The sequence below is a fragment of the Nocardioides gansuensis genome (assembly GCF_003076135.1).
In the GTDB taxonomy this organism is placed as follows: domain Bacteria; phylum Actinomycetota; class Actinomycetes; order Propionibacteriales; family Nocardioidaceae; genus Nocardioides; species Nocardioides gansuensis.
Map to the genome: position 1 here is coordinate 252,579 of NZ_QDGZ01000007.1, position 26,257 is coordinate 278,835.

Genomic DNA, 26,257 nt, shown 5'->3' on the forward strand with positions numbered 1-26,257 from the left:
ATCAACGGCTCGATCCGGGCCCACGGGGCGTCGTTCAGCACGGCAGAACGCGACATGGGTCAATATGTCCCGGTCCACACCACGGATCTTGAGGAGACACGCCCTAGGTCCGTCGGTGGAACCTGGTGCGGCCGTCGGGCGTCTGCGTCGTCGTGTACGCGGGGTCGTGGGCGCGGTGATGGTGGTGGCTGCAGTAGAGCCGGGCGTCGTCGAGGTCGGTGCGGCCGCCTCGGGACCAGGGGACGTGGTGGTGGACTTCGCACCAGGCGGCGGGGACGGTGCAGCCTTCGGCCTGGCAGGTGGCGATGCTGATGACCAGGGCGAGGCGTTGGGCCTTGGTGTGGAACCGGCGTCGGCGGCCGAGGTCGAGGACCCGGCTCTTGCCGCCCATGACGGCGGGGATGATGCCGGCCTGACAGGCCAGGCGTCTGAGCTGGTCGACGCTGATCAGGGTGCCGTCGCTGGTGGTCGCGACTCCGAGCCCAGTGCGGAGCTGTTCCTCGGTGATCGTGACGACGACGGTGGTGGCCTTGCCACCGTACTGGGGCAGGCGGGTGGGGTCGATGGCCTCGAGCAGGGCGACGAAGGCGTCGCCGTTGAGCCGTTCGGCCGGGAGGCGTTCCCCGGTCGCAGGATCGGTGAGGCCGTTGGTCAGGGAGTCGCGGCGGGGTGAGGTGTAGGCGTCGAGGTAGGTCTTGAGCCGGGCGGCGGCGAGCTCGGGGATCCGGGCGTGGAGGTCGACCGACCCGTCGCCGCGGCGGCGCAGGGTGAGCCGGGTGGTGGCGGCGGCGCGGCGTTCGGCGGCCTCGAGGGCGCGTCGTTCGGCTTCCTCGGCGACCAGGGGCGCGACGATCGTCAGGATGCTCTCGGCGAGCCGGGCCAGGTCCCTGGGTCCGTGGAGGTCGGCGAGCTCGATGAGCTTGGCCTCCGCGCGGGCGAGCAGCTCCTCACGGTTGAGCACGGTCTCGTCGGCGCGCAGGGCTTCGTCGAGGGTCTCGAGGGCCTTGACGATCACCCGCGCCTGGCCGGTGTTGACCGAGCTGTCGGCCAGTGCGGTCTCGACCTGGCGCCACCGGGTCGCGAGGGCGGTCGCGGTGCGCAGCTGCGCGGCCGCGGTGGGCCGGTCGATCCGGGCGTGGGTGGCCAGCCAGGCGGCGATGTCGCGGCAGCCGTCTTGCTCGGCCACGTCGGCGGAGCCGGCGAGCTGCCGCAGCCAGAGGGATTCGAGCAGGTCCCGGGCCTGGGCGAGCTCGACCAGGGCGGCCTGCTTGTCGGCGAGGGTCATGAACACCGCGTCCAGGCCGGCCACCGACTTCACCGCAGCCGTCACCTCGGCGGCGGCCCGACGGATCGGGTGCCGTTCGAGAGGTGTCTGGTGGGTGGTCATGCCGAGCACGCTACGAGCGGCTGGCGACACTCGACTAGTACACCCGTTCGAACCTGTGGACAGCCCACTTCGGCGACGGCCTGTGGACATCATCTGGCCTGCGGCGTGGTTTCGAGACGGCGCTGGCGCGCCTCCTCAACCACCGGGGGCGTGGTGCTGGTCTCGACCAGCCGCCACGCATACCCCCAAGTCCCCACGCGCCGACCATCCGACCCGGAGAATGGCCCCATGACCGAGCTCCCCCGCAAGGCAGCAGCCCGCACGGCCCGGCTCGCGGCCCTCCCGCTGGGCTTCGCGGGTCGCTCGGCCGTCGGTCTGGGCAAGCGGCTGGGTGGCAAGCCGGCGGAGGCGGTGCTGCTCGAGGTGCAGCAGCGCACGGCGGAGCAGCTGTTCCGCACGCTCGGCGAGCTCAAGGGCGGTGCGATGAAGTTCGGCCAGGCGCTGAGCGTGCTCGAGGCCGCGCTGCCGGAGGACGTCGCGGCCCCGTATCGGGAACACCTGACGAGGCTGCAGGACGACGCTCCGCCGATGCCGACGCAGACGGTCCGCGACCAGCTGACCACCCACCTCGGCGAGGACTGGCCGGAGCGGCTGGTCCACCTCCACGGCGCGCCGGCTGCCGCGGCGAGCATCGGCCAGGTGCACCGGGGCAGGTGGCACGACGGCCGCGAGGTCGCCGTGAAGGTGCAGTATCCCGGCGCCGGCGAGGCACTGATGTCCGACCTCCGGCAGCTGGCCCGGGTCGTGCGCGGAGTGGCCCCCGTCTTCCCCGGCCTCGACCTCAAGCCCCTCGTCGAGGAGCTCCAGGCCCGCGCCGCCGACGAGCTCGACTACCACCTCGAGGCCGAGGCGCAGCGGGCGTACGCCGAGGCGTTCCGCGGCGACCCCGACATCGTCGTTCCCGACGTCGTCGAGGTCGGCGACCAGGCGCTCGTCACCGAGTGGCTGGAGTCGCCCGCCAGCCTGGCCAGCATCATCCGCACGGGCACGCAGGAGGAGCGCGACCACTACGGCGAGCTGTTCGTCCGCTTCATCTTCGCCGGCCCGGCGCGCACCGGGATGCTGCACGCCGACCCGCACCCCGGCAACTTCCGCGTCATCCCGCACGACGACGGCAGCCCCGGCCGGGTGGGGGTCCTCGACTTCGGCGCCGTCGCCCGCCTCGAGGAGCGCAACCTGCCGCAGGCGATGGGGCGCCTGATCCGCGTCGCTTCCCAGCACAGCGCCACCGAGCTGGTCGACGGGCTGCGCAACGAGGGCTTCATCAAGGAGCACGTCCGGGTGGACCCGCAGCTGGTCCTCGACTACCTCGCGCCCTTCATCGAGCCGACCCAGGTGGAGCGGTTCCGCTTCACGCGGGCGTGGATGCGCGAGCAGTTCGAGCGGATCAACGACCCCCGCAACCCGGCCTTCACGCTCGCCACCAAGCTCAACCTGCCGCCGTCCTACCTCCTCATCCACCGCACCTGGCTCGGCGGCATCGGCGTGCTCAGCCAGCTCGGGACCGAGGCGCCGTTCCGCGCGATCCTCGAGGAGTCGCTGCCCGGCTTCGCGGACTGAGTGGGCTGGACAGGCTGAGCGGTACGCCGCGGCGTCAGCCCGCCATCCGCCGGACCGCCGCCGCGATCACCTCGCGCGAGGTGCCGAAGTTGAAGCGCACCCACTGGGTGGCGCGCCTGTCGTAGCGAGGCCCGGGGGCCACCGCGACCCCGCGCTCGAGGAACGTCGCCGCCGGGTCGTCGAGCCCGAGCGCAGAGCAGTCCAGCCAGGCGAGGTAGGTCGCCTCGGACGGCGCCAGCACCACACCGGGCAGGTGCGACGCGAGCAGCTCGCCCAGCAGCGCCCGACGGTCGGCCACCTCGTCGAGCAGCTGCTCCAGCCACCCCTCGCCCTCGGCGTACGCAGCCGTCTGCGCGATCGTCGCGACGTGCTGCGCGCCGTGGGTGACGACCTCGTGCAGCCCCAGCCGCATCGCGGCGCCGGGGATCGCGAGGGCGGCGCGGAGGCCGGCGAGGTTCCACGCCTTGGAGGCGCTGACGAGCGCGACGCCGCGGGCGGCCTCCGGCAGCGCGAGATAGGGCGTGAACGTCACCCCGCGCTGCACCAGCGGGGCGTGGATCTCGTCGCTGATCACCAGCACGCCGTGGGCATCCGCGAGGCGCGCGACCATCCGCAGCTCGTCGGGCGTGTGCACGGTGCCGGTGGGGTTCTGCGGGTTGCACAGGAGGTACGCCGAGCCGGCGCCGGCGTCGCGGAACGCACCCTCGAGCGCGGCCTCGTCGAGCCTCAGGTCGTCGCCGAGCGGCGCCTCGACCAGCCGGCGGCCGGTGGACTCGACGAACCCGTAGAACGCGTCGTAGCAGGGCGGGCTGACCACGACGGCGCGGTCGGCAGGCACGCGCGCGTGCACCAGCGACTCCACCCCGATCATCACGTCGGCGACCTGGAACGCCGTGCGCGGGTCGACGGCCCAGCCCCAGCGGCGCTGCGCGAAGGCAGCGAACGCCTCGGCGAACGGCGGCCCCCACGAGTAGCCGGTGTCGCCGCGGCGCACGGCGTCGGTCACCGCGACCACCACCTCCGGGCAGGGCTCGGCGTCCATCTCGGCGACCCAGACCGGGATCACGTCAGGCGGGTAGGCCCGCCACTTCACGCTGCTGCGCGTGGCCCGCAGCTCGGCCAGCGAGGCCCCGAGGATCTCCACGGGCTCACTCTCCCACCCAGAATCCCCGCGACCCCATCCAGCCGCCGAACTGCTCGCGGTAGGTCGACGCGGCGCTCCGGGACCCCAGGTAGGACCCGACGACCGCGGCGCCGAGGTCGTCGAGCTCGGGCGAGACCATCCGCCCGTCGACCCGGCGGGCCATCGACTCGATGAACCGCGCCAGCCCGGGGTCCTCGCCCAGCCGGAAGAAGGTCGTCTGGGCGCCGAGCCGGGCGGCGTTGTCGAGCTCGCGCACCGCGTGGGCGATCGTCAACGGGTGGGGCGGGTAGTCGAAGAAGACCTCGCCGTCCGACTCGAGGTGGGCCGTCGGCTCGCCGTCGGTGACGACGAGCAGGACGGGCTGCGCGTTGGGGTGCAAGCGGTAGAAGCGGTTGGCGAGCAGGAGGCCGTGGTGGAGGTTGGTGCCCTTCTCCCACCGGGCGTCGAGCGCGGTGAGCTCGTCGATCTCCATGACCCGCGCGTGCCGGCCGAAGGAGACCAGCTGGAGGTGGTCGCCCCGGAAGCGCGTGCGGACGAGCTGGTGCAGGGCCAGCGCGGTGCGCTTCATCGGCACCCAGCGGCCGTCCATCGCCATCGAGAACGACGTGTCGACCAGCAGACAGACGGCGGCCTGGGTGCGCGCCTCCGTCTCCGCGACCTCGACGTCGTCGATCTGGAGCGTGACGCGGGGTCTCGACACGCCCCGCTCGTTCCTCGGGGGCCTACTCGACCAACGGGGCTCGGCAGCCTGGCGGAGCACGGCGTTGGACAGGGTCCGCGTCACGTCCCACGGCTCGGTGTCGCCGTACTCCCATGCCCTCGACGACCCGCTGGGCTCGCCGGCGAGCCCGGAGTTGCGGGCCTCGCGCTGGCCCTGCCTGCCGGAGAGCCGGGTGGCGACGTCGCGCAGCAGCGCCTTGCCGAGCTGGCGCATCGCCTTCGGCGAGAGCCTGAGCTCGCCGTCGGAGCCGCGCTTGAGGTAGCCGCTGTCGCGCAGCGCCCGCTCGAGCTCCGCGAGCTGGCGGGCCGACACCGCCGCGTCGTCGCCGAGCTGGCGGGCGAGCGCGTCGAGGTCGACGTCGTCGAGCCGGGCGCCGCTGTAGGACTGCGCGAGCTGGTCGGCGAGGGCGTCGAGGTCCGCCAGGTCCTGCAGCGCGCCCGTCCCGTCGCCCAGCCCCAGACCCTGCTGCCCCTCGAAGCGCTCCGAGCCCGTCCAGTCCTCCCCGGGCCGCAGCGACTGGAGGTTGGCGTCCATCCGGGCGAGCTGCTGCATCAGCTCCGGTGACCCGAAGGCCTGCTGGGAGAGCTGCATCAGCTCGGCGCGCTGCTCGGGCGACATCGAGTTCAGCATCCGCTGGGCGGCCGCGGCCCGCTGGGCCATCGCGTCGATCAGCTCCTCGACGTTGCGCGGGCCCTCGGGGAAGAAGTCCCCGTGCTTGCGCATGAACTCGTCGAAGTCCTCGTCGGTGTCCTCCCCCCGGGCGTGCTTCTCCAGCAGGTCGTTGAGGTCCGACAGCATCTCGGCCACCCGCTCGCGGTCGGCGTCGGTGGCGCCCTCGAGCGCCTCCTTCATGCCGGCGAACCTCTGGTCGAGCAGCTCGCGCCCGAGCAGGTCGCGGATCTCCTCGTAGGCCTCGCGCGCCTCGCTGGAGGTCCAGTCGTACGACGCGAGGTCGGCCACCGCGGCAGCGGTGGACGTCGGCAGCTCGTCGAGGCGGAGCTGGCGGAACGCCCGGTCACCCTCGTCCATGGTGACGTCGCGGGCGAGCTGTCCGCGCTCGGCGAGCACCGCCTTGTCGAGCAGCTCGCGGACCTGCTCGAGGGTGCCGTCGAGGTGGTGCTCCCGGGTGAGCTGGCGGCGGCGCTCGGCGACGCGACGGGCGAGGTCGTCGAGCCCCGCCTGGTCGGAGCCGCCGCGGCGCAGGAACTCCCGCATCGCCCGCTCCGGGCTGTAGCCGGCCATCACGTCCTGGCCGATGGCGTCCAGCGCCTCGGCGAGGTCGACGGGCGGGGCAAGCGGGTCGCCGCCGTCGTACTTGCGGTAGCGGCTCATGGCGCCCTCGTCACCGTGGTGCCGGCGCGAAGCGCCTTCGGGACCTCGGCAACGGAGTCGACCACCCGCGCGAGCGACTCGACCTCATCGGGGGACGCGGGCGACTCGACCTCGAGCGACCAGGTGATGCCGGTGGATGCCCACTGGTCGTCGAAGCCGCCGCTGGCTACGACGGCGACGCCGTCGACCTGCACGCCCAGGCGCTGCGCCTCGCGGTAGGTGTCGTTGAGGACGCAGAGCGCTACCGCGAGGTGCAGGGCCTCGGCACCGTTGCTCACCGGAGCGGCGACGACGCCCTCGGGCGTCCAGGGGTGCGGCAGCTCCACTCCGGGGCTGGCCCGTAGGCAGCCGGCGGAGACGCGGACGGGGAAGGCGTGCTCAGCCATAGACGGTCTCCGTGCCGTCGGTGTCCTTGCCGATCTTGCGGGCGAGGTAGAGCCCCTCCAGCGCCAGCTCGATCGCCGACGCGCGGGGGCCGTCGGTGTCGGCGTCGAAGCGGTCGCAGATGTCGTCATACAGCTCCGACTCCCCCAGCACCGGCAGGCCGGCGAGGAAGTCGAGCGCGGTGACCTGCGCGCCGGTGGTGACGGTCGCACCGTCCTCGATCGCCTCCGACAGGAGGCGGAGGTCGAGCCCGCGGAGGTGGGCGCGCACGGTCTCGGCGACGGCCGTGCGAAGCAGGTGGGTGAGGATCTCCCGCTCCCGGCCCTCCTCGCCGGTCTCGAACTCGATCTTGCCACCAAGCACGTCCACCGCCGTCTCGAGGTCGACGACCCGGGCGACCGCTTGCTCCTCGCCCTGGCGGGTCGCGCGGTGCAGCGCGGCGGCCGCGATCGTCTCGGCGCCGGCGATCGCGAAGCGGGCGGAGACGCCGGAGCGCTGGTCCACCGAGCTCGACTGCCGCAGGGCCCTGGTGAAGCGGGCCAGGATCTCGACGACGTGGTCGGGGACGTCCGCCACGAGGTGGGCCTCCTGCCGGATCACGGCGACCTCGTCGTCCAGCTCGGTCGGGTAGTGCGTGCGGATCTCGGCGCCGAAGCGGTCCTTGAGCGGGGTGATGATGCGGCCGCGGTTGGTGTAGTCCTCGGGGTTGGCGCTGGCCACGACGAGCACGTCGAGGGGCAGCCGCAGCACGTAGCCGCGGATCTGGATGTCGCGCTCCTCCATCACGTTGAGCATCGCCACCTGGATGCGCTCGGCGAGGTCGGGCAGCTCGTTGATCGCCACGATCCCCCGGTGGCTGCGCGGGATCAGGCCGAAGTGGATGGTCTCCGGATCGCCGAGGTGGCGACCCTCCGCCACCTTCATCGGGTCGACGTCGCCGATCAGGTCGGCGACGCTGGTGTCGGGAGTGGCGAGCTTCTCGGCATACCTCTCGTCCCGGTGCCGCCAGGCCACGCGCAGGTCGTCGCCCAGCTCGGCCGCACGGCGTACGGACGCAGGCGTGACCGGCTGCATCGGGTGCTCGCCGAGCTCGGAGCCGTCGATCACCGGCGACCACTCGTCGAGCAGGCCGGCCAGCGAGCGCAGGAGGCGGGTCTTGCCCTGGCCGCGCTCGCCGAGGAGTACGACGTCGTGGCCGGCGAGCAGCGCACGCTCGAGCTGCGGGACGACCGTCTCCTCGAAGCCGTGCAGCCCCGGAAAGGGGTCGATCCCGTCACGGAGCCGGGCCAGCAGGTTGTCGCGGATCTCCTCGCGCAGCGACCTCAGGTGGTGGCCGGCGGCGCGCAGCTCGCCGAGGGTGTGGATCGCGGGGGCGGGGGTGGCGGGTGTCGTGGCGCTCACGCACTCACGCTACGACGTCGGTCAACGCTCCCGGCTGGTCGAGCGAAGTCGAGACCCCAACCGGCACGTTCAGCGGTTGAACCATGCTCGCGTTGGGCAGGATGACGCCATGCCGGTCCAGCTCCTCGCCCTCGCCCTCCTCACGCTGGTGCTCGGCTTCGGGCTCGGCTGGCTCGCCGCTCCCCGCCGCTCGCACGAGCTGGAGGCCGCGCGCGCAGAGCTGCAGCGGCGTGACCAGTTCCTCGAGCAGCTGCGCGAGCTGACCTGGGAGCACCGCGAGCTCGCTCCCGAGCTCAGCACGATCGTGCTCGACGAGATCTCGACCCACATCCGCCAGCACCGCCCGCTCGGCTGACCTGAGAGGCCCGCCCATGCCGCAGACCCCTTCCTTCTCCGCGCCCGCGTCCGCCGCGCGGCGGCTCGGCAAGATCGCCGCCGGGCTCGGACTGCTCCTCTTCGTGCTGCTGCTCATGCTGGTCTTCATCCGGCCGACCACGGTGTCGACCGGCCCCGACCAGGTGGCGCTGCACTACAGCGACGGTGCGTTCACCCCGCGTCGCTTCCAGGAATGCGTGCCAAGCTCGACGCGCGCGTGGGACGGCCCGGGCGACAAGCACTACTCCTACCCCGCGTCGCAGCGCAACTACGTGTTCGGCGAGGGCGGCGACCGCGGGCCGATGACGTTCGTGACCAAGGACGGCATCGAGATGAGCGTCGACGGCGTCGCGGCGTTCCTGCTCGACACGGGCGACTGCGAGACGCTGCGGAAGTTCCACGACCTGATCGGCAACCGCTACGCGGCGTACATGGACTCCTCCGACGGCAACGGATCCGCCGGCTGGCTGGCCATGCTCAGCGTCTACCTCAGCCGTCCGCTCGAGACCGCGATCGACCGCGCCAGCCAGAACTACACCTACACCGAGCTCTACACCGACCCGACCGTGAAGGCGCAGTGGGAGCGCGACGTCCTCGAGCAGCTGCCCGACCTGGTCGGGCGGCAGATCGACGGGGATGAAGCGTTCTTCACCGACTTCGCGATCACCCTGCAGAAGCCGGTGCCCCCGGAGTCGGTGAAGGCCGCGCTGGTCGCGCAGCAGGAGGCCGTGGCGCGGGCGAAGGCCAAGGAGGCCGAGGCCGCGGCGCAGGTGAAGGCCGCCGAGGCGCAGGTCGCGGTCGAGAAGGCCGAAGCCGCCAAGATCGCCGAGCGGATCAAGGTGCTCGGCAAGGAGGGCTACCTCAAGCAGTACGCCATCGACGCCGGGCTCAACCCCTACCAGCCGACGACGGGCGGGCTGATCACCGACCGGGAGTGACGTCGCCTCAGACCGCCGGGCCCTCGCCGCGCAGCTTGTCCACCTCGGCCATCGCCTCGCGCAGCTGGCCGAGCCACTCGTCGGCGTGCTGGCCGACGAGCCGCACGCACCACGAGAGCGCGTCGGAGCGGGACCGGGCGACGCCGGCGTCGACGAGCGTGTCGAGGACCTGCCGCTCCGGCTGGCGGAGCCGGGTCATCACCGGCGCGGCCACGTGGGTGAAAAGGGCCTCGGTGTCGCCGAGGCGGACGCCCCAGGAGACCTTGCGCTGGTAGCGCGCCTGCGCCTCGAGCGCGATCTCGATCCGCTGGTCGCGGGTCTCGGAGCGGAACCGGCCGATCCGGCCCTCGGCCTCGGCGCCGGAGACGCCCTCGTCGGGGAGCGTCCCGATCACGGTGATCTCCTCGCGGTCGGCGGTCACCGTGATGTCGGTGAACCAGTCCTCGGGCAGGCGGCCGGCGAACCAGTCGCGTGCGTCGTCGGCGCTCGGCAGGTCGGCGACCTGCCAGCCGCCCCTTCGGCCGCCGCGACCCTCGGCGTGTGGGCCGCCGCGGCGGCCGCCCCGGCCTCGGCCCGACTCGTTGTCCTTGGTGTTCATGGTGCTTCCCCTTACGGTGTCATTACATGATTACATCGTAACGATGCATGCAAGGAGTGCATTCCGCGGCGGCGGCGGCGGCGGCAACAGGTCGGTGGCCCCGTCGATCGACTCGCGGATCAGGTCGGCGTGCCCGCAGTGGCGGGCGTATTCCTCGACCATGTGCACCACGATCCAGCGCAGGCTCACCGCCTGCCCGCGGCGCGGCCGGGCCGCGATCGTGTCCAGCCGCCTTGGGCGAGCGCCAGGTCGAGCTCGCGGTCGGCCACCGCGACGGCCTCGTCGAACATCTCCCTCAGTTCCTCGGCGGTGTCCTGCGCGGCCGAGTGCCGGTCCCAGTCCTGGTCGGCCTTCCAGTCGATGTCGGCCCAGATCCCCGACGGCTCCCGGCCGTGGAGCATGACCGAGAACCACCACTTGCTCCACGTAGGCCAGGTGCTTGAGCATCCCGCCCAGCGTCATCGTGGACGGCTCGAGCCGGGCGGCGAGCTGCTCGCCCGTCAGCCCCTCGGTCTGGCGGCGCAGGGTGTCGCGGAAGAAGTCGAGGAAGCCGCGAAGCATCGTGACCTCGTCGGCGACGAGGGGCGGTGGGCGGAGGCGGTGGGTGTCATGCCCGGGACGCTAGCTGTGGCGCGAGTCCCGGGCACCGGGGTTAGTCAGCGGGGCGGGTGGTCGGTGATGCAGTACGCCGCGCCCGCGGGGTCACGCAGGACGGTCCACCACTCGCCCACGGACTCGACGACCGCACCGAGCCGCACGTGCCTGCGGGTCTCGGCCTCCCGGCCCTCGCACCCGAGGTCGAGATGGGCGCGGACCTCGCCGAAGGGCTCACCGAGCCGCTGCAGCAGGAACTGGAGCGGCTGCTCGGCCGGCGGGTTGAGGCGCTCGAACTCCGGGGAGCCGGTGCTCGGCCGGCGCTCCCAGCCGGTGACCGACTCCCAGAACGCCGCCTCCTCGTCGTACGTCTCCTCCGGCATGTCGAGGCAGACCTGGTCGACGAGGCTCCGCCCGCCGTCGGCCCACTCGACCGGACGGGCGCGCCGCGAGGCGGGGTGGCTGACGAAGCAGAAGACGAACCCGCCGGGTGAGCGCATCACGACGTAGCCGCGGTCGCTCCCCTGGTCAGGCACAGCCTCGCGCGCCCCGAGGGCCGCCGCGCGGTCGGCGGCGACCCTCGGGTCGGGGACGTGCAGGTCGAGGTGGATCCGCGGCGGGCCGTCCTCGAGCCGCTGCACCCGCAGGTGGTCGTCGGCCCCGTCCGGCACCAGGGAGGCGAACTCGAGGTGCTCGCCGCGCGGCTCCGAGACCCGGTAGCCGGTCACCCCCTGCCAGAACTCCAGCGCCGCCGGGTGCGAGGCCGCCGGCACGTCGAGGAAGGCTGTCACCCAGAAGATCTCCGACATGGCGCCAGACTAGGTGCCAGCCCGGACAGCCGGCTCAGACACCGCGCGCGTGAGCCGGCGGCCCAGGTAGCCCAGCGTCGCCACCGCCAGCGCGACGCCCCACAGCGGCCAGAGCAGTGCGGGCCCCCACGCCGCCCAGTCCTCCACCGCGCCCGGCACGGTCGAGAGGCCGCCCACGACGACCATCGCCCAGAAGGACAGGCCCGCCGACATGACTGCCCCGGCCACGAACAGGCCGGGCACCACGGCGAGCGAGACCGGCACCGGACGCCCACCCAGGACGGGAAGCCACGACCAGAACACCTCTCCCCAGCGGGACACCAGCCCCGTCGTCAGCCAGGCGCCGACGCAGGCGAACAGCGCCAGGCCGAGGCCCGCGAACCGGGCCGAGTCCAGCATGTCGAGCGTCTCCTGGCTGATGCCGAGCGGGACGCCGGCGGCCCATGCGATCCGGGTGGCCGCGTAGGCCAGCGGGACCACGGCGGCCACCACGACCGCCGGGCGGGTCCAGCGGACCCAGCCGCTCCAGTCGAGCCCGCCGCGGCCGGCGAGTGCGCCTGCGCGGGCCAGGGTCAGGGCCCCGGTCGCCGCGATCGCCACGCCACCGGCCGCGTGCGCCAGCGGCACCACGTCCTCGGTGAACAGGGACCACTCGAGGTGCCCGGCGGCCGGGCCGACGCCCCCCAGGGCGAGCAGGATCATCGGCAGGTAGCCCAGCACCGCCAGCGCCCGCACGTCGGAGACCACGACGGCGACGGCGACACCGGTGACGACGAGCAGCCAGCCCGCCACGTGGACCCGCCGGGACACCTGGCTCGCCAGGCCCACGGCCAGGGCCGCGAGGGTGACCAGGCCCAGCATGCCGACCACCCACGACAGCTGCGCCTGAGAGAGCTCGCCCAGCGGCGCACCGGACACCGGCTGCCAGGGGTGCGGCGTGCGGCCCAGCAGCCCGAGCAGCGAGAGCGCGACGAACGTCACCGCCCACGCCCCTGCCAGCCCCGGGGAGGCCTGCAGCGTCCGGCTCATCGGGCACCTCCCGCCTGCGACTCCCAGCCGCGGGCGAGGGTGCGGAGCAGGGCGGGGTAGATGACCAGGTAGCGGAAGGGCTTGATGAAGGCCATGTACGCCTGTCCCAGCAGCCCGTTGGGCTTGTTGAGCACGGCCATCTGTCCGCGGTAGCCGCCCTCGCCGTCCTCCACCCAGCCGAGGTGCATCAGCCCGTGCACCGTGCTGTTGGCGATCTCGGCGACGAACTCCCGGTCGGTGAGGTAGACCACCCGGAACGGCAGGTCGGGATGGTCCGGCGGCCGGGGCAGGTCGCGGAGGTCGGCAGGCAGCCGGTCGCGCAGCGAGGCGACCCGGCTCCCCACGCCGGACTCCTCGCGGTCGAGCCGGAGGAGGCCGCCGAGCTTCCACCGGATCGCGAAGAGCAGCCGGTAGAGGACCGGGAAGTCGCGGTCGTCGCCGGACTGCACCAGTTCGACGAGCCGGGAGAGGTCGTCGGGGCCGCCGGGCGTCGGCAGGGCCCAGACGTCCTCGAGCCGGAAGTCAGGCGCGAGCTCGTGGATCCGCCAAGGCTGACGGGTGTGTGCACTCGGCGGGAGCGGCCTGGTCTCGACATGTGTCTGGATCCGTGTGCGTGAGGTCATGCCCCCACGATGCTGCGGTGAGGGACCCCGGGACCTCGCCCCCAGGTCGCGCGTGACTCATCCTCCAGGATGAGGTCGCCAGCTCAGCGCCGCTTGACCAGGCCGGACTCGTAGGCGAGCACCACGGCCTGCACCCGGTCGCGGAGCCCGAGCTTGCCGAGCACGTGGCCGACGTGCGTCTTGACCGTGGCCTCGGCGAGGTGGAGCCGGCGGGCGATCTCGGCGTTGGAGTCGCCCGTGGCGATCTCCAGCAGCGTCTGCAGCTCGCGTGGAGTGAGCCGCTCGCGCACCTGGGCGGCGCGGGCGTCGTCGTCGGGGGTGCTGGCCGCCACGTGCTCGATGAGCCTGCGGGTCGTCGACGGCGCCACGACGCCGTGCCCGGCGTGCACGGTCCGGATCGCCTCCACGATCTCGTCGCCGCGCGCGTCCTTGAGCAGGAAAGCCGCTCGCCCCGGCCCGGATGGCCGGGAACGCGTAGTCGTCGAGGTCGAAGGTGGTCAGCGCGACGACGCGGGTGGTGGGGTGCTCGCGCGTGATGGTGCTCGTCGCGGCGATCCCGTCGAGCCTGGGCATCCGCAGGTCCATCAGTACGACGTCGACCCGGCGGCTGCGCACGAGCGCGAGGGCCTGGTGCCCGTCGGCCGCCTCGCCGACCAGCTCCAGGTCGGGCTGGCTCTCGACCATCATCCGCAGCGCGGAGCGCATCAGCTCCTGGTCGTCGACGATCGCCACCCGGATGGAGTCATCCACGCGAGTCCTCCTCTCCCCACGGCAGGCGCGCGTGCACGCGCCAGCCCGTCCCCTCGCGCGGGTCGGGGCCGGCCTTCAGCACACCGCCGACCGCCTCCACGCGCTCACGCATGCCTATCAGTCCGCGGCCGGGCGAGCCCGCGAACGCGCCCGGCCCGGCTCCGTTGTCGGTCACCTCCACCACCAGCTCGGTGCCCTCGCGCGCCACGACCACGCGTGCACGCGCTCCCGGGCCGGCGTGCCGGGTGACGTTGGTCAGGGCCTCCTGCGCGACGCGGTAGGCCGTCAGTCCCACCGTCGCGGGTGGCCGGGCCTCGGGCAGCGCCGCGTCGTCGTACGCCACCTCGAGGCCGGCCGCGCGGACCCCCGCGACGAGGCCGGGCAGCTCGTCCAGGCCCGGCTGCGGCGCGTTGCTGCCTGCCTCGTCGCGCAGCACCCCGAGCAGCCCGCGCATCTCGGTGAGTGCCCCGCGACCGGCGTCGGCGATGGTGCCCAGGATCTCGGGAGCGCGATCCGGGTCGCGGGCCACGACGAGCCGGCCGGCCTCCGCATGGCTGACCACCACGGCGAGCGAGTGGGCGACCACGTCGTGCATCTCGCGGGCGATGCGGCGCCGCTCGTCCGCGGCGCCCCGGTCGGCGAGCTCGGCGATCCACGCCTCCCGGGTGGCGCGGAAGCGCCCCAGCGCCCACGCCGCCAGGGTGCCGGCGAGCATCGCGGTCGTCAGGATCAGCCGCCAGGTCCACCACTCCAGCCCCGGCACCGAGAAGCTCCAGATCCGCACCACGGTCAGCAGGCAGCCGATGAGCGCGACGCCGAGCGCGATCGTCGGCCAGGGCCGCGAGCCGCGCGCGCTGACCGCGTAGAGCAGGGGGAAGAAGCACAGGCTGCTGGGCAGCAGCACCGGCGAGAAGGCACCCCCGGCGGCGTTCGCGGTCAGCCCGGAGAGATCCGGCCCCGTGACGAGCACGAGCATGGCGCCTGCCCCGACGGCGTACGACGCGACCGGCCGGCGCCGGGCCACGACCACGGCCAGGTGCAGGACGACGAGCGCGCCGAGCAGCGTCACGGTCCAGCCGGTGCCGACGTCGCCCTCGCGGACCGACCGCACGCCCACCGGCAGGAGCACGAGCGCGAGCAGCGCCGCCAGCGCCGCCTGGCCGAGGTCGCCGAGCCAGCGGGGCCCGGGGCCCGGCTGCCCGGCGAGGGCGTCCGCGGCGGAGGAGGTCACGAGCACGCCGGCCAACCTACGCCCGCCCGAGGAGACGCGTGAGCGAGACTGGCCGGGTGTCCCTCCAGCGCTCCTGCCCCTGCGGCACCGGCCTCGCGTACGACGCGTGCTGCGGGCCGCTCCACCGCGGCGCCCGGGCGGCGGCGACCCCTGAGGAGCTGATGCGGTCGCGCTACTCCGCCTACGCGCTGGGCGAGTCCGGCTACGTCTTCCGCACCTGGCACCCGCGCACCCGGCCGGACGACGTGACGCCCGATCCCTCCACGCGCTGGACGCGTCTCGAGGTGCTGGACGCGACCGGCGACGAGGTGGAGTTCGTGGCGCACTTCGAGACCTCGGCCGGTCCCGGCCGCCTGCACGAGCGCAGCCGCTTCGACAAGCGGGCCGGGCGGTGGGTCTACGTCGACGGCGGCTGATCGACCCAGCGCTCCCCCACCACGACCGGCGTCGCGGCGCCGGCGGTGAGCTCGGCGACCACCTCGGACAGGGCAGCCGGGGAGGCGGTGCCGAGCAGCAGCCGCACGCGCGCGTCGTACGACGTGCCCAGGACCGCCACGCCACGCGAGCGCAGCTCGCTCTCGACGCGGCCGGCGTCGGCATGCGAGAGGTCGACCGCGACCTCGTGGACCAGCGCCCGCCTCGTCGTGCCGGCGCGCTCGACCGCGGCGCGGACGGCGTCGCCGTAAGCCCGCACCAGCCCGCCCGCGCCCAGCAGCGTGCCGCCGAACCAGCGCGTCACCACCGCCACCACGTCGCTCAGCCCCGCCCCGCGCAGCACCTCGAGCATCGGCGCCCCCGCCGTGCCGGCCGGCTCACCGTCGTCGGACGACCGCTGGAGCGCCGCGTCGGGCCCGATCACGAAGGCCGAGCAGGTGTGCCTCGCGTCCCAGTGCTGCTTGCGCAGCCTCGCGACCACGTCCCGGGCCTCGGCGTCCGACTCGACCCGCCTCAGCGTGCACAGGAAGCGCGAGTGCTTGACCTCGATCGCAGCCTCGGCGTCGCAGCCGAGGGTGAGGTACGACGTCACGCGGGGTCCTCCCGCTCGGGCGCCTGCTCCTCGAGCTGGTCGCGGGGCTCCCAGGTCACGACGACGTGCTCGAAGCCCTTGTGCCGCTGCATCCGCGCGTAGGAGGCATAGGCGCGACGGTCGGCGGCAGTCAGCTCGACCGAGTCGGTGAAGGGGGTGAGGAGGGCGCGCGGGTAGAGCCGACGCGCGAGCACGACGTTGATCTCGAGCGCGAAGACGGCCATCACCGAGCCGAGGAAGAGGAAGCCGATGAGGCCGAGGACCAGGCCGAAGGTCTGCGTCATGGAGGAGGTGTCGACGAGCACGTGCTCGACGTAGACGGCGCCAACGAGCTGGAGCAGCTGCCACATCACCGCGAGCGCGAAGCCGCCCGGGGCCGCGCGGCGGAAGGAGTGCTGGCCGGTCGCGGCGAAGCGCAGCAGCACCGACAGCATCGCGCCGATGACGAGCACGGTGAGGAGGGGCAGCAGCCACCGGAGGGTGATGTCGAGGAACTCCGCGGTGGTGCTGGCGACCGTCGACACGATCGTGACCGAGAGGAGGGCGGCGCCGGCGACGACCAGCAGCAGGAGGCTCTTGAGCCGGGCATAGAACGGGTTGGGGCGGCTGTTGCGCGGCACCGACCAGGCGACGTGCTGGGTGTGCTGCAGCGCCTGGGCCAGGCCGAGCGAGCCGTAGAGCGCGGCGAGGAAGCCGAGCGCGACGCCTGCAACGGAGCCCTGCAGTCCCTCGGGCCGGCCGAGCTGGTCACCGATGATCGGGAACTGGCTCAGCGCCGAGTTGAGGATCGTCTCCTGCCAGTGGGGACGGCCCTGCAGCACCAGGCCGAGGATCGACGCCCCCAGCAGCATCAGCGGGAAGATCGCGATGAACGCGTAGTAGGTCATCGTCGCCGCGAGGTAGTTGCCGTGGTCGTCGAAGTACTTGTAGACGACCGCGATCGGGAACCCCAGCACCCTATGGCGGCGCTGGAGCCGGTCCACCGCGTCGATCGCCCCCACGAGCGGGAGGCTACCCGCCCCAGAGTCCGACGACGTCGCCGCCGATCCGCACGACGAAGGCCGCGACCACCACGAGGAAGAAGATCCTGACGAATCGTGCCCCGCGGGCCACCGCCACCCGCGCCCCGACGTAGCCGCCCACCACGTTGAGCACCGCCATCAGCAGCCCCAGCTCCCACAGCACGGCACCCATCGGCACGAACACGACGAGCGAGGCCAGGTTGGTGGCCCAGTTGGCCAGCCGCGCCTTCGCCGAGGCCTCGAGGAAGTTGTAGCCGAGCAGGCCGACCAGCCCGAAGACGAAGAAGGAGCCGGTGCCCGGGCCCATCGCCCCGTCGTAGAAGCCGACCGCCAGCCCCAGCAGCCCGGTCGCCCAGAGGTGCCGCCCACCGGAGAAGCGCAGCGCGGTGACGTCGCCGACCGACGGCTTGAGCAGCACGTAGGCGCCGACCACGACGAGCACCACGAGCACGATCGGGTCGAAGGCCGAGCGCGGGATCAGGGTCGCCACGAACGCCCCGCCGAGCGAGCCCGCGAACGCGAACGCCATCAGCGGCAGGAACGTGCGCGGGTCGGGCCGCACCCGGCGGTAGTAGGTCGCCGAGCTGATCGTGGTGCCGCAGAAGCTGGAGAGCTTGTTGGTCGCCAGCAGCTGCACCGGGCTCGCGCCCGGCAGCCCGATCACCAGCGCCGGGAGCTGGACCAGTCCCCCTCCGCCGACCACCGCGTCGACGAACCCGGCCGCCAGCGCAGCCAGCGCCAGCAGCAGGACCGTGGTGCCGCCGAGGTCACCGAGCCCCAGCTCGCCCAGGCTCAGCGGGTGATCTCCTGCACCACGATGGTGTCCTGCCCCTGAGGCACCTCCTGGCCGAAGCCGGTGCAGTCCAGCGGCTCGGTCGCCCCCGGCTCGATGCTGACCGACGTGCAGTGGATCGTCGCGAGGCGGTTGCCCTCCTTGGCGAACACCACCTCGAAGAGCACGAAGCGGGGCTCGTCAGCGCCGTTGGTCGCCTCGGCGGCGATCACCGGCATCTCCACCGACTCCACGCCGGCACTCGGGTTCATGGTCTCCAGGGACCAGCCGTCGGCGACGGTGAAGTCGTTCCAGGTGAACTCCTTGCCCAGCTCCACCTCCACCGGCGCCGTAGGGTCGGCCGGCTCGTCCTCCGAGCAGGCGGCGAGGAGCGGCAGGGCCAGCAGGATCGGAGCCACGGCGGCAGCCAGCGTGGTCGTGCGCATGCGGACCATGATGCGTCAGCCCCGCGCCAGGAACGCGAGGAGGTCCTGGCGGGTCAGCACGCCGACCGGCTTGCCGTCCTCGTGGACGAGCACCGCGTCGGCGGTCTCCAGCAGGGGTACGGCGTCGGCCGCCGCCTCCGTGGAGCCGATCGTCGGCAACGGGTCGGACATGTGCTGCTCGACCGAGTCGGTCAGGCGGGCCCTCCCGGCGAAGAGGGCGTCGAGGAGGGTGCGCTCGGAGACCGACCCGGCGACCTCCGCGGCCACGATCGGCGGCTCCGCACGCACGACGGGCATCTGCGACACGCCGTACTCCTGGAGGATCTGCACGGCCTCGGCGATGGTCTCGCCGGGGTGGGTGTGCACGAGGTCGGGCAGCCGGCCGGACTTGCCGCGCAGCACCTCGCCGACCGTACGACGGTCGCCGGCGCCGCCGGTCGCGAAGCCATACTGCGCCAGCCACTCGTCGTTGAAGACCTTGGTGAGGTAGCCCCGGCCGGAGTCGGGCAGCAGCACGACGATCACGGCGTCGGTGCGCCCCTCGGCCGCGAGCTCGGTCGCGAGCTGCTTGGCCGCGAAGGCCGCCATCCCCGACGAGCCGCCGACGAGCAGCGCCTCCTCGCGGGCGAGCCGGCGGGTGAAGGCGAAGGAGTCGGCGTCGGAGACCTCGATGATCCGGTCGGCGATGTCGCGGTCGTAGGTCTCGGGCCAGAAGTCCTCGCCGACGCCCTCGACGAGGTAGGGGCGGCCGGTGCCGCCGGAGTAGACCGAGCCCGCCGGGTCGGCGCCGATCACCTGGATGTCGGGGTTCCTCTCCTTGAGGTAGCGGCCGACGCCCGTGATGGTGCCGCCGGTGCCGACACCTGCGACGAAGTGGGTGATCTTCCCGTCCGTCTGCTCCCAGATCTCCGGGCCGGTGGTCTCGTAGTGAGAGCGCGGGTTGTGCGGGTTGGAGTACTGGTCCGGCTTCCACGCGCCCGGCTCGGACGCGAGCCGGTCGCTCACGTTGTAGTAGCTGTCCGGGTGCTCGGGAGCCACCGCGGTCGGGCAGACGACGACCTCCGCGCCGTACGCCTTGAGGACGTTGCGCTTGTCCTCGCTGACCTTGTCGGGGCAGACGAAGATGCAGCTGTAGCCCTTGCGCTGGGCGACCATCGCGAGACCGACGCCGGTGTTGCCGGAGGTGGGCTCGACGATCGTGCCGCCCGGCTTCAGCAGGCCCTCCGCCTCGGCGGCTTCGATCATCCGGGTGGCGATGCGGTCCTTCACCGAGCCACCGGGGTTGAGGTACTCCACCTTGGCGAGCACGACCGGGCCGGTCTCCTGGCCCTGCGGGGTGTCGGGGTCGACCTGGATCTCAGGCCCCAGCGACGTGGACAGCCTCAGCAGCGGGGTGTGGCCGATGAGGTCGAGGAGTGAGCTGGCGTACTTCACCCGGCCAATCTAGCCACCTACCCACCCGTAGCATGAACCCGTGGGACGAGCAGCAGCAGCGCGCAAACTGGCCTCAGCCGCAGCCTTCGGCGGCGGGGGCCTCTCCGTGCTCGGAGCGGGCCTCTACGGCGTGCTGGTCGCCGAGGCCAAGCTGGCCCGGCGGGCCATCGGCGTGATCCGCGACGACCCGCCGCCGGACGCGACCGGCTGGTATGGCCGCGGTCGCCCCGGGCCAGCGATCAGGATCGCCCTGCTGGGTGACTCCAGCGCCGCCGGCTACGGCGTCGACCATGTCGAGGACACGCCCGGCGCCCAGCTCGCCAGCGGCGTCGCCGCCCAGGCCGACCGCCGGGTGCACCTGCGCGAGTTCGCCGTCGTGGGGGCGATGTCGTCCGACCTCGCCGCCCAGGTGGAGGCGGCCCTGCCGACGCGGCCCGACGTCGCGGTGATCCTGATCGGCGCCAACGACGTGACCCACTCGGTGCTGCCGCCCCAGTCGGTGCGGCACCTGTCGGAGGCCGTACGCCGCCTCCGCGAGGCCGACGTGGACGTGCTCGTCGGCACCTGCCCGGACCTCGGCACCATCAAGCCGATCGCGCCGCCCCTCAAGCAGGTCGCGCGCACCTGGTCGCGTCGCCTGGCCGCCGCCCAGACGATCGCGGTCGTCGAGGCCGGCGGGCGCACCGTCTCCCTCGGCGGCATCCTCGGCCCGGAGTTCGCGGCCGCGCCGGCCCTGCTCTTCGGGCCCGACCGGTTCCACCCGTCCGCCGACGGCTACCGCGCGCTGGCCGCCCTGCTCGTCCCCTCCACGCTGGCCGCCCTGGGCCTGGTGCCCGAGGACGAGGCGCTGCCCGAGGCCTACCGCGGCGAGGGCGTGCTGCCCGTCGCCACGGCCGCCGTGCACGCGGTCAACACGCCCGGCACCGAGCTCGACGGCACCGAGGTGGCCGGCTCCCAGCGCGGCCTCCGCGGCCGCTGGGTCGAGCTGCGCCACCGCCGCCGCCGGCCCGGCCCGGCCGCCGAGGCGCCCGAGCCGGACGAGTCCGAGGACGCCGCCCCGACCCTCGGCGGCTGAGGCGCTCCTCGGTGGTTGCGAGGTCGCACTCGGTGGTTGAGGTGCGAGCGAAGCGAGCCTCGAGAACCACCACCACACACGCAGCAGGGCCCCCGGAGTCGACTCCGGGGGCCCTGGGCTGTGTGGTCGCGCGTGCGACCAGCGGTCACTCCTGGTTGAAGATCGCCAGGATGCGCAGCAGGTTGGTGTAGATCCAGACCAGGCTGACGGTCAGGCCGAAGGCCGCCCGCCACGACTCGCGCTCCGGGAGGCCGGCGCGGACGCCGTTCTCGACGAAGTCGAAGTCGAGGATCAGCATGAACACGCCGAGCACCAGGCCGACGATCGCGAAGATCAGGCCGAGGCCGCCGAAGCCGAAGAACCCGATCTGGCTGCCGAAGAAGCTCAGCACCAGCTCGAGGAGGCCCAGGGCCACCATGCCGAACATCGCGGCGACGACGAAGGTGCGGAACTTCTGGCCGACCCGGATGTTGAGGATCTTGTAGGCGGCCAGCGTGCCGGCGAACGCGGCGAAGGTGCCGACGACGGCCTGCAGCACGATGTTGCTGCCGAGTCCGGCTTCCTGCACGAACTGCGCGTCGATGAACTTGCTGAACGCACCGAGCGCGACGCCCTCGGCCGCGGCGAAGACCAGGACCAGGGCGGGGCTGATCACGCGCTTGAACGAGTTGACCATCGACAGGATGAACGCGGCGCCGGAGCCGACCAACAGCGCGAGGTAGAGCTTGCCCGCCCCCTCGACGCTCAGGTCGCCGGTCCAGAACCACGTCGCCGCTGCGGTGGCGATGACCACCGCGAGCGTGAGCGCGGTCTTCTGGACGACCGAGTCGATCGTCATCCGCTGGCCGGTCTCCTGCGGCGTGGTCGTGCCCGTGCCCCACTGCGAGGGGTCGCCGTAGGGGCTCTGCGGGGCCTGGCCGTAGCCGGGGTAGGACTGGCCGCCACCTGGGTAGGTCTGGTTGCCGTAGGCGTTGCCCTGCCCGTTGAACTCCTCCGAGCGGGCGAACACCGGGTTGTTGCTCTTCATGGTCTCTCCTTGGAGGCCGCTGCTGGGTGGAACTGGTGTCCCACCGTCCACTCTACGCATGGACTCACCGATTCAAACGTGCGAACGGCCACCCGTGTTCCCCCGCGGCAGACATGATGCAGCCGTGAGCTACGACATCGCCTTCGTCTCCCGCGCGCCCGGACAGGGGTGGGACGACGCCCTCGAGTCGACCGGGTCCGGTCAGGACGCCTCCCCCGAGGAGCGCGCCCGGCTGGCCCGGGTCCTCGACAGGATCGAGGCCGGGGTGCAGGGGACCCTCGGACCCTGGGAGCGGTATGACGAGGAGGACGGCTCCCTCGTCGGCGAGCTGACCGATCCCACGACCGGGGTGCAGATCGGCGTCTACTCCTCGATGGCCTCGCTGAGCTATCCCTACTGGGAGCAGGACGACCCCGCCGCCTTCCACGCCGCCGTACGACGCCTGGTCGCGGTCGTCGCCGAGGAGACCGGGATGGAGCCCTACGACCCCCAGACCGGCGAGGCCTTCGACGGCACCTTCGAGGACGAGTCGGGCCTCGAGGCCGTCCGCCAGCTCGGTGCCGATATGGGTGTCCCGGACCACGCAGCCGCTGCACCGGTCCCTGACCCGACCCGGCAGCCGCCTCCGGTGACCACGCGGCGGCGCCGGGACGACATCGTGCTGCTCGTGATCGGCATCGTCGTCACGCTGGTGGCGCTGGTGATGCTCGCCGCCGGCAACCGGGGCTTCTGGACGTGGACCGCGCTCGTCGTGGGCGTCGTGGACATCCTCCTGGGCGGCAGGCGTCTCGCCAGCCGGCCCTGACGGCGCGGCGTACCTGACGCCGGTGCCCCCGGTGGGGGTCGAACCCACACTGTGCGGTTTTTAAGACCGCTTCCTCTGCCGGTTGGGATACGGGGGCCGCTGGATCCGTCATGCGCTTACGAGCCGACCGGTTCGGATCGGCATGACGGATCAGAGGTAGGTCTTGCGAGCGTAGACGGCGTGCGCGCCGGCGACCCGGTCGAGGAACAGGTAGCCGTAGCAGTGGTCGATCTCGTGCTGCAGCGCCCGCGCCTCGAAGGCGTTGGCCTCGACGGTGACCTCCTCACCGGTGCCCGGCAGCTGGCCGCGGACGACGATCCGGCCGGCGCGCTTCACGTCGCCGGTGAGGTCCGGCACGCTCATGCAGCCCTCCCGCGCCTTCTCGTTGCGCGAGGAGTCGACGACCTCGGCGTTGCAGAGCACGAACGTGCCGTGGTGGTCGCGGGTCTTGGGGTGCCCGGAGACGTCGACGCAGAAGACCTTCACGCCCACGCCGACCTGCGGCGCCGCCAGCCCGACGCAGCCCGGGGAGACCCGCATGGTCGCGACCAGGTCGGCGGCGAGCTGCACGGTCTCCGGAGCCTTCGGGTCGACCTGGTCGCCGTCGGCGGAGAGGACGGCCGCCGGGGCGCGTACGACGTCCAGCGCCCGCCCGTCGACGCGGAGCTCGGCCTCCGTCCACTCGAGGAGGCGCTCGTTCAGTGCCATGGGTGAGCTCGCAATCCGACCGCAAGCGTGTGGTCTGCGTGCGGCTCACGACCGATGCGGTCGGACGATTCGCTCACGGTCACAGCTCGTCCGCCTCGGCCGCGCGCAGGGTCACCCCGACGCCGAGCTCGGCGGCGGCGGCGGCGAGCGAGCGGCGTACGGCCTCGGCGTCCACGCCGGCGGGCAGGTCGACCTCGGCCACGAGGAGGTAGAGGTCACCGGCGAGCCGGGTGGTCAGGTCTGTGACGTTGCCGCCCACGGCCGCGACCTCGCCGATGATCCGGGACACGATGCCGGGCCGGTCGCCGCCGTGCACGGTGAGCACCCAGGACGAGGCGTCGGTGCGCTCGACCTGCTCCTCGGGCACCTCGCGCACGGTGACCGTGAGCCTCCCGTCGGCGGTGAGCGGCGCCAGCGCCTCCTCGATCTCCGTGTCTCGGGCGTCACCGGCACAGATCAGCATCATCGCGAAGTGCCCCCGGAGGAGGGTCATGGTGGAGTCCTCGAGGTTGAGGCCCAGGCCGGCGAGCCTGTGGGTGGTCTCGGCGATGATGCCGGGGCGGTCGTGGCCCAGGACGGTGATGGCGTGGAGTGTCACGGGCGCATTGTGTCAGGGCCCAGGTCTCGACTTCGCTCGACCAGCCGGGCTCGACCAGCCGGGCTCGAAGAGCCGGTCCTCCGGGCCGTGGGGCAGGAACTGCGCGGCCAGCGCCGGCCAGGCGCCGTCGATGAGGGCGGACATGTCGAGGTGCGTGGCCCGGTGCACGTGGGGCTTCGAGAGCTCCCTGGAGACGATCTTGACCAGGAACTGGCGCAGCTCCTCGTCCAGCCCCGCGACCCGCTGGATCAGGGCCCCGCGCCGGGTGCCGGTGGCCATCGTCATCCGCACCTGCTGGGGGTCCGGCGGGGTGAACTGCCAGACGATGGTCAGCGGGGGCTCCACCACCACGATCAGCTCGAGCGGGACGAGCACGTCGGCCTCGAAGCGGTGGCTGTCGACCGCGAGGTCGAGGTCGAACGTGACCCGGACGGGCAGCTCGACGCGGTAGGTGAGGAGCTCGCCCGGCACGAGGGTGGCCGTGGTGGGCGCGAACTCCGCGAACGCGGTGATCTTGGCGACCCTGCGGCCCGGCCCCGCCCCCATCGGCCCGAGCACCAGCTGCTCGCCGAGGACCCGGTCGACGCTCTCCGCGACCCGCCGGGGGTGGAGGACCATCCGGATGAAGTTGTCGCCGAAGTCCCCGTAGGTCATCGGCGCAGCGGCGACGCTCATACCGGCAGTATGCCTGCCAGGTCGCGGGCGTGTGCGAAGACCGCGTCCAGCATGTCGGGGGTGAGGCGGCCGGTGAACGTGTTGTGCTGGCTGGGGTGGTAGCAGCCCAGCAGCAGCACGTCCCCGAGCTCCACCTCGACGCCGTGGCCGAACCGCGGGCGCGGCCGGGGCACGGCGACACCGGCGGCCGCGAGGGCGCGGAGCGCGCCCTCCCAGCCGTAGGCGCCCAGCGCCACGACGACCCGCACGTCCGGCAGCAGCAGCGCCACCTCGCGGGTGATCCACGGGGCGCAGGTGTCGCGCTCCTCCGGGGTCGGCCTGTTGGCCGGCGGCGCGCAGCGGACCGTCGCGACCATCCGCGTGCCGACGAGCCGCTGGCCGTCGCCGGCGTGCACGCTCGTGGGCCTGGTGGCGAGCCCGACCCGGTGGAGCGAGGCGAAGAGCCAGTCCCCGCTGCTGTCCCCGGTGAAGATCCGGCCGGTGCGGTTGCCGCCGTTCGCGGCGGGCGCCAGGCCGACGATCAGCAGGCGCGGCTCCGGGTCTCCCCAGCCGGCGATCGGCCGGCCCCAGTAGGGCTGGCCGGCGAAGGACGCCCGCTTGTCCCGGGCCACGTCCTCGCGCCAGCGCACCAGGCGCGGGCAGGCCGCACACACGCTCGCCCGGGCGTCGAGCTCCGCCAGCGTGCGGGCGCCGGCCAGCCGGCGTACGCCTCCCGCGGAGCGGGCCACCGGCGTCCCGGGCGCGGCCGGGTCGTCGGGCCAGCCCGTGCCCGGCGGCACCGGCGAGGTGAACAGCTGCCCGGTCACCGGGTGCGGGAGCGGGGTGGCGCCGCTCAGGGGCGCATCGACCACGCGATGCCCTCGAGGATGTCCGACTCGACGACGGTCAGTGCCTCGGCGCCCGCGCGCCGGAGCACCCGGTCGGCGATCAGCACGCCGGCGTCGATCACGTCGGCCCGGCCCGGGTGCATGTAGGGCAGGGCCAGCCGCTCGGCCACCGTCATCGAGACGAGCCGGTCGACGACGGCGTGGACGCCCTCGGCCGGGTGCACCGACCGGTGGATGGCCTCCGGGTCGTACGCCGGGAGGTCGAGGACCGCCGCGGCGAGCGTCGTCATGGTCCCGGCGATCCCCACGACGGTGATGGCGTCACCGACCGGCACCCCGGAGCCCTCCAGGTGGTCGTCGACGTCCCTGACGATCGAGGCGATCTCCTCGCGGGTGGGCGGGTCGTGCCGCACGTGCCGCTCGTGGAGGCGCACCGAGCCGACGTCCATCGAGCGGGCCGCGACCACCCCGGTCCGGTCGCCGAGCACGAGCTCGGTGGAGCCGCCGCCGATGTCGACGACGAGGACCGGAGCCGCGACGTCGTCGGGCAGGCCGCGCATGGCCCCGGCGAAGGCGGTCGCGGCCTCCTCGTCGCCGGAGAGCACCTCGGGCTCGACCCCGAGCCGCTCCACGACCCCGCGGCGGAACACCTCGGCGTTGCTGGCGTCCCGGGTGGCCGAGGTGGCGCAGAAGCGGATGCGGTCGACGCCGGCGTCGCGCACCATCGCGGCGTACTCGTCCAGCGCGGCGAACGCCCGCGCCAGCGCCTCGTCGGCGAGCCGGCCGGTCGCGTCGACGCCCTGGCCGAGGCGCACCATCCGCGTCTCCCGGACGTGCACCTCGAGCCCGTCGGGCGTGTGGGTGCCGATCAGCAGCTTGATCGTGTTGGTGCCGCAGTCGAAGGCCGCGACCCGGCGCCGCCCGACGGAGCCGAGCGAGGCACGAGCGAGCGACCGAGGGCGCCC

The 26,257-nt window shown here is 73.2% G+C and carries 28 protein-coding genes, 1 tRNA gene and 1 pseudogene; 6 read left to right on the forward strand and 24 right to left on the reverse strand.

Going from position 1 to position 26,257, the window contains the following annotated elements:
• Positions 1-103 precede the first annotated feature (103 nt).
• The gene (locus DDE18_RS17080) at positions 104-1,387 is read right to left on the reverse strand and encodes an HNH endonuclease signature motif containing protein (protein WP_165821213.1); all 1,284 of its coding nucleotides are present in this window, start codon (positions 1,385-1,387) and stop codon (positions 104-106) included.
• Positions 1,388-1,615: 228 nt separating this feature from the next.
• Between DDE18_RS17080 and DDE18_RS17085 the strand changes: the two genes are divergently transcribed.
• A complete protein-coding gene (locus DDE18_RS17085) occupies positions 1,616-2,947 on the forward strand; it encodes an ABC1 kinase family protein (protein WP_116573465.1) in 1,332 nt (443 codons plus the stop codon).
• A gap of 34 nt (positions 2,948-2,981) precedes the next feature.
• Here the strand turns inward: DDE18_RS17085 and DDE18_RS17090 are convergent, their stop codons facing one another.
• The 4 genes from DDE18_RS17090 to DDE18_RS17105 are packed head-to-tail and all read right to left on the reverse strand — an operon-like array spanning position 2,982 to position 7,929.
• Entirely contained in the window at positions 2,982-4,091 is a 1,110-nt protein-coding gene (locus DDE18_RS17090) for a MalY/PatB family protein (protein WP_211754605.1), read from the reverse strand.
• A 4-nt stretch (positions 4,092-4,095) separates the two neighbouring features.
• Positions 4,096-6,144, reverse strand: a complete 2,049-nt coding sequence (locus tag DDE18_RS17095) for a vWA domain-containing protein (protein WP_116573466.1) — start codon at positions 6,142-6,144, stop codon at positions 4,096-4,098.
• Positions 6,141-6,530, reverse strand: coding sequence for an OsmC family protein (locus tag DDE18_RS17100; protein WP_116573467.1), 390 nt, complete (start codon positions 6,528-6,530; stop codon positions 6,141-6,143). The genes DDE18_RS17095 and DDE18_RS17100 overlap by 4 nt, the downstream gene beginning before the upstream one ends.
• Positions 6,523-7,929 carry a sigma 54-interacting transcriptional regulator gene (locus tag DDE18_RS17105; RefSeq protein ID WP_116573468.1) on the reverse strand — a complete coding sequence of 469 codons (1,407 nt, stop codon included), beginning with the start codon at positions 7,927-7,929 and terminating at the stop codon, positions 6,523-6,525. Before DDE18_RS17105 ends, DDE18_RS17100 begins: the two co-directional genes overlap by 8 nt.
• A 109-nt stretch (positions 7,930-8,038) precedes the next feature.
• On the opposite strand from DDE18_RS17105, the gene DDE18_RS17110 reads away from it, so the two are divergent.
• Both DDE18_RS17110 and DDE18_RS17115 read left to right on the forward strand, forming a co-directional pair.
• The gene (locus DDE18_RS17110) at positions 8,039-8,284 is read left to right on the forward strand and encodes a hypothetical protein (RefSeq protein WP_116573469.1); all 246 of its coding nucleotides are present in this window, start codon (positions 8,039-8,041) and stop codon (positions 8,282-8,284) included.
• Positions 8,285-8,300: 16 nt separating this feature from the next.
• On the forward strand, positions 8,301-9,242 hold the full coding sequence (locus DDE18_RS17115; RefSeq protein ID WP_116573470.1) for an SPFH domain-containing protein: 942 nt from the start codon (positions 8,301-8,303) through the stop codon (positions 9,240-9,242).
• A 7-nt stretch (positions 9,243-9,249) separates the two neighbouring features.
• Here the strand turns inward: DDE18_RS17115 and DDE18_RS17120 are convergent, their stop codons facing one another.
• The 7 genes and pseudogenes from DDE18_RS17120 to DDE18_RS17150 form a co-directional block, all read right to left on the reverse strand.
• Positions 9,250-9,840, reverse strand: a complete 591-nt coding sequence (locus tag DDE18_RS17120) for a hypothetical protein (protein WP_281258400.1) — start codon at positions 9,838-9,840, stop codon at positions 9,250-9,252.
• Positions 9,841-9,870: 30 nt separating this feature from the next.
• The gene (locus DDE18_RS24280) at positions 9,871-10,401 is read right to left on the reverse strand and encodes a mycothiol transferase (protein ID WP_116573471.1); all 531 of its coding nucleotides are present in this window, start codon (positions 10,399-10,401) and stop codon (positions 9,871-9,873) included.
• Between the two features lie 95 nt (positions 10,402-10,496).
• A complete protein-coding gene (locus tag DDE18_RS17130) occupies positions 10,497-11,243 on the reverse strand; it encodes a VOC family protein (protein ID WP_116573472.1) in 747 nt (248 codons plus the stop codon).
• Positions 11,244-11,252: 9 nt separating this feature from the next.
• Positions 11,253-12,272: a hypothetical protein gene (locus DDE18_RS17135; RefSeq protein ID WP_116573473.1), complete on the reverse strand. Its 1,020-nt coding sequence runs from the start codon at positions 12,270-12,272 to the stop codon at positions 11,253-11,255.
• The gene (locus tag DDE18_RS17140) at positions 12,269-12,895 is read right to left on the reverse strand and encodes a DUF2867 domain-containing protein (protein WP_116573474.1); all 627 of its coding nucleotides are present in this window, start codon (positions 12,893-12,895) and stop codon (positions 12,269-12,271) included. Before DDE18_RS17140 ends, DDE18_RS17135 begins: the two co-directional genes overlap by 4 nt.
• A gap of 83 nt (positions 12,896-12,978) precedes the next feature.
• Positions 12,979-13,645, reverse strand: a pseudogene (locus DDE18_RS17145) (response regulator).
• Positions 13,638-14,882 (reverse strand): sensor histidine kinase, encoded by a 1,245-nt coding sequence (locus DDE18_RS17150; protein ID WP_245916802.1) that lies wholly within the window; start codon positions 14,880-14,882, stop codon positions 13,638-13,640. The pseudogene DDE18_RS17145 and the gene DDE18_RS17150 overlap by 8 nt, the downstream one beginning before the upstream one ends.
• 32 nt (positions 14,883-14,914) lie before the next feature.
• Between DDE18_RS17150 and DDE18_RS17155 the strand changes: the two genes are divergently transcribed.
• Positions 14,915-15,292: a YchJ family protein gene (locus tag DDE18_RS17155; RefSeq protein ID WP_116573475.1), complete on the forward strand. Its 378-nt coding sequence runs from the start codon at positions 14,915-14,917 to the stop codon at positions 15,290-15,292.
• On the opposite strand, the gene DDE18_RS17160 is transcribed toward DDE18_RS17155, so the two are convergent.
• Genes DDE18_RS17160 through DDE18_RS17180 form a run of 5 tightly spaced genes read right to left on the reverse strand, consistent with a single transcriptional unit; the run spans position 15,274 to position 19,577 of the window.
• Positions 15,274-15,903 carry a YigZ family protein gene (locus DDE18_RS17160; RefSeq protein WP_116573476.1) on the reverse strand — a complete coding sequence of 210 codons (630 nt, stop codon included), beginning with the start codon at positions 15,901-15,903 and terminating at the stop codon, positions 15,274-15,276. The two genes, DDE18_RS17155 and DDE18_RS17160, sit on opposite strands and share 19 nt — an antisense overlap.
• On the reverse strand, positions 15,900-16,904 hold the full coding sequence (locus DDE18_RS17165) for a YihY/virulence factor BrkB family protein (protein WP_245916804.1): 1,005 nt from the start codon (positions 16,902-16,904) through the stop codon (positions 15,900-15,902). Before DDE18_RS17165 ends, DDE18_RS17160 begins: the two co-directional genes overlap by 4 nt.
• A 10-nt stretch (positions 16,905-16,914) precedes the next feature.
• A complete protein-coding gene (locus DDE18_RS17170) occupies positions 16,915-17,721 on the reverse strand; it encodes a sulfite exporter TauE/SafE family protein (protein ID WP_342748969.1) in 807 nt (268 codons plus the stop codon).
• Complete coding sequence (locus DDE18_RS17175; RefSeq protein WP_133241255.1) at positions 17,718-18,143, reverse strand: hypothetical protein; 426 nt, start codon at positions 18,141-18,143, stop codon at positions 17,718-17,720. Before DDE18_RS17175 ends, DDE18_RS17170 begins: the two co-directional genes overlap by 4 nt.
• A gap of 15 nt (positions 18,144-18,158) precedes the next feature.
• Positions 18,159-19,577 (reverse strand): cystathionine beta-synthase, encoded by a 1,419-nt coding sequence (locus DDE18_RS17180; RefSeq protein WP_116573479.1) that lies wholly within the window; start codon positions 19,575-19,577, stop codon positions 18,159-18,161.
• Positions 19,578-19,617: 40 nt separating this feature from the next.
• Here DDE18_RS17180 and DDE18_RS17185 point away from each other — a divergent pair, with 40 nt between their 5' ends.
• Positions 19,618-20,652 carry an SGNH/GDSL hydrolase family protein gene (locus DDE18_RS17185; protein ID WP_116573480.1) on the forward strand — a complete coding sequence of 345 codons (1,035 nt, stop codon included), beginning with the start codon at positions 19,618-19,620 and terminating at the stop codon, positions 20,650-20,652.
• Between the two features lie 145 nt (positions 20,653-20,797).
• Here the strand turns inward: DDE18_RS17185 and DDE18_RS17190 are convergent, their stop codons facing one another.
• The gene (locus DDE18_RS17190) at positions 20,798-21,679 is read right to left on the reverse strand and encodes a Bax inhibitor-1/YccA family protein (RefSeq protein WP_116573481.1); all 882 of its coding nucleotides are present in this window, start codon (positions 21,677-21,679) and stop codon (positions 20,798-20,800) included.
• A 124-nt stretch (positions 21,680-21,803) separates the two neighbouring features.
• Between DDE18_RS17190 and DDE18_RS17195 the strand changes: the two genes are divergently transcribed.
• Positions 21,804-22,484 (forward strand): hypothetical protein, encoded by a 681-nt coding sequence (locus tag DDE18_RS17195; protein ID WP_116573482.1) that lies wholly within the window; start codon positions 21,804-21,806, stop codon positions 22,482-22,484.
• A gap of 23 nt (positions 22,485-22,507) precedes the next feature.
• On the opposite strand, the gene DDE18_RS17200 is transcribed toward DDE18_RS17195, so the two are convergent.
• The 6 genes from DDE18_RS17200 to DDE18_RS17225 all read right to left on the reverse strand — a co-directional run bounded on the left by DDE18_RS17200 (position 22,508) and on the right by DDE18_RS17225 (position 26,110).
• Positions 22,508-22,581 (reverse strand) — tRNA-Leu (locus tag DDE18_RS17200).
• A gap of 53 nt (positions 22,582-22,634) precedes the next feature.
• Positions 22,635-23,192, reverse strand: a complete 558-nt coding sequence (locus DDE18_RS17205) for a peptide deformylase (RefSeq protein WP_116573483.1) — start codon at positions 23,190-23,192, stop codon at positions 22,635-22,637.
• A 79-nt stretch (positions 23,193-23,271) separates the two neighbouring features.
• A complete protein-coding gene (locus DDE18_RS17210; protein WP_116573484.1) occupies positions 23,272-23,790 on the reverse strand; it encodes a glycine cleavage system transcriptional repressor in 519 nt (172 codons plus the stop codon).
• Positions 23,791-23,802: 12 nt separating this feature from the next.
• On the reverse strand, positions 23,803-24,465 hold the full coding sequence (locus tag DDE18_RS17215) for a hypothetical protein (protein WP_133241256.1): 663 nt from the start codon (positions 24,463-24,465) through the stop codon (positions 23,803-23,805).
• Positions 24,462-25,316: a uracil-DNA glycosylase gene (locus DDE18_RS17220; RefSeq protein WP_281258401.1), complete on the reverse strand. Its 855-nt coding sequence runs from the start codon at positions 25,314-25,316 to the stop codon at positions 24,462-24,464. Before DDE18_RS17220 ends, DDE18_RS17215 begins: the two co-directional genes overlap by 4 nt.
• Entirely contained in the window at positions 25,298-26,110 is an 813-nt protein-coding gene (locus DDE18_RS17225; protein WP_281258404.1) for a Ppx/GppA phosphatase family protein, read from the reverse strand. Before DDE18_RS17225 ends, DDE18_RS17220 begins: the two co-directional genes overlap by 19 nt.
• Positions 26,111-26,257 lie beyond the last annotated feature (147 nt).

Bases quoted from the DNA above. Each gene is read 5' to 3' on its own strand.
- DDE18_RS17080 (WP_165821213.1), bottom strand. From the start codon at position 1,387: ATGACCACCCACCAGACACCTCTCGAACGGCACCCGATCCGTCGGGCC.
- DDE18_RS17085 (WP_116573465.1), top strand. From the start codon at position 1,616: ATGACCGAGCTCCCCCGCAAGGCAGCAGCCCGCACGGCCCGGCTCGCG.
- DDE18_RS17095 (WP_116573466.1), bottom strand. From the start codon at position 6,144: ATGAGCCGCTACCGCAAGTACGACGGCGGCGACCCGCTTGCCCCGCCC.
- DDE18_RS17100 (WP_116573467.1), bottom strand. From the start codon at position 6,530: ATGGCTGAGCACGCCTTCCCCGTCCGCGTCTCCGCCGGCTGCCTACGG.
- DDE18_RS17110 (WP_116573469.1), top strand. From the start codon at position 8,039: ATGCCGGTCCAGCTCCTCGCCCTCGCCCTCCTCACGCTGGTGCTCGGC.
- DDE18_RS17115 (WP_116573470.1), top strand. From the start codon at position 8,301: ATGCCGCAGACCCCTTCCTTCTCCGCGCCCGCGTCCGCCGCGCGGCGG.
- DDE18_RS17120 (WP_281258400.1), bottom strand. From the start codon at position 9,840: ATGAACACCAAGGACAACGAGTCGGGCCGAGGCCGGGGCGGCCGCCGC.
- DDE18_RS24280 (WP_116573471.1), bottom strand. From the start codon at position 10,401: ATGCTTCGCGGCTTCCTCGACTTCTTCCGCGACACCCTGCGCCGCCAG.
- DDE18_RS17130 (WP_116573472.1), bottom strand. From the start codon at position 11,243: ATGTCGGAGATCTTCTGGGTGACAGCCTTCCTCGACGTGCCGGCGGCC.
- DDE18_RS17135 (WP_116573473.1), bottom strand. From the start codon at position 12,272: ATGAGCCGGACGCTGCAGGCCTCCCCGGGGCTGGCAGGGGCGTGGGCG.
- DDE18_RS17140 (WP_116573474.1), bottom strand. From the start codon at position 12,895: ATGACCTCACGCACACGGATCCAGACACATGTCGAGACCAGGCCGCTC.
- DDE18_RS17175 (WP_133241255.1), bottom strand. From the start codon at position 18,143: ATGCGCACGACCACGCTGGCTGCCGCCGTGGCTCCGATCCTGCTGGCC.
- DDE18_RS17190 (WP_116573481.1), bottom strand. From the start codon at position 21,679: ATGAAGAGCAACAACCCGGTGTTCGCCCGCTCGGAGGAGTTCAACGGG.
- DDE18_RS17205 (WP_116573483.1), bottom strand. From the start codon at position 23,192: ATGGCACTGAACGAGCGCCTCCTCGAGTGGACGGAGGCCGAGCTCCGC.
- DDE18_RS17215 (WP_133241256.1), bottom strand. From the start codon at position 24,465: ATGAGCGTCGCCGCTGCGCCGATGACCTACGGGGACTTCGGCGACAAC.
- DDE18_RS17225 (WP_281258404.1), bottom strand. From the start codon at position 26,110: ATGGTGCGCCTCGGCCAGGGCGTCGACGCGACCGGCCGGCTCGCCGAC.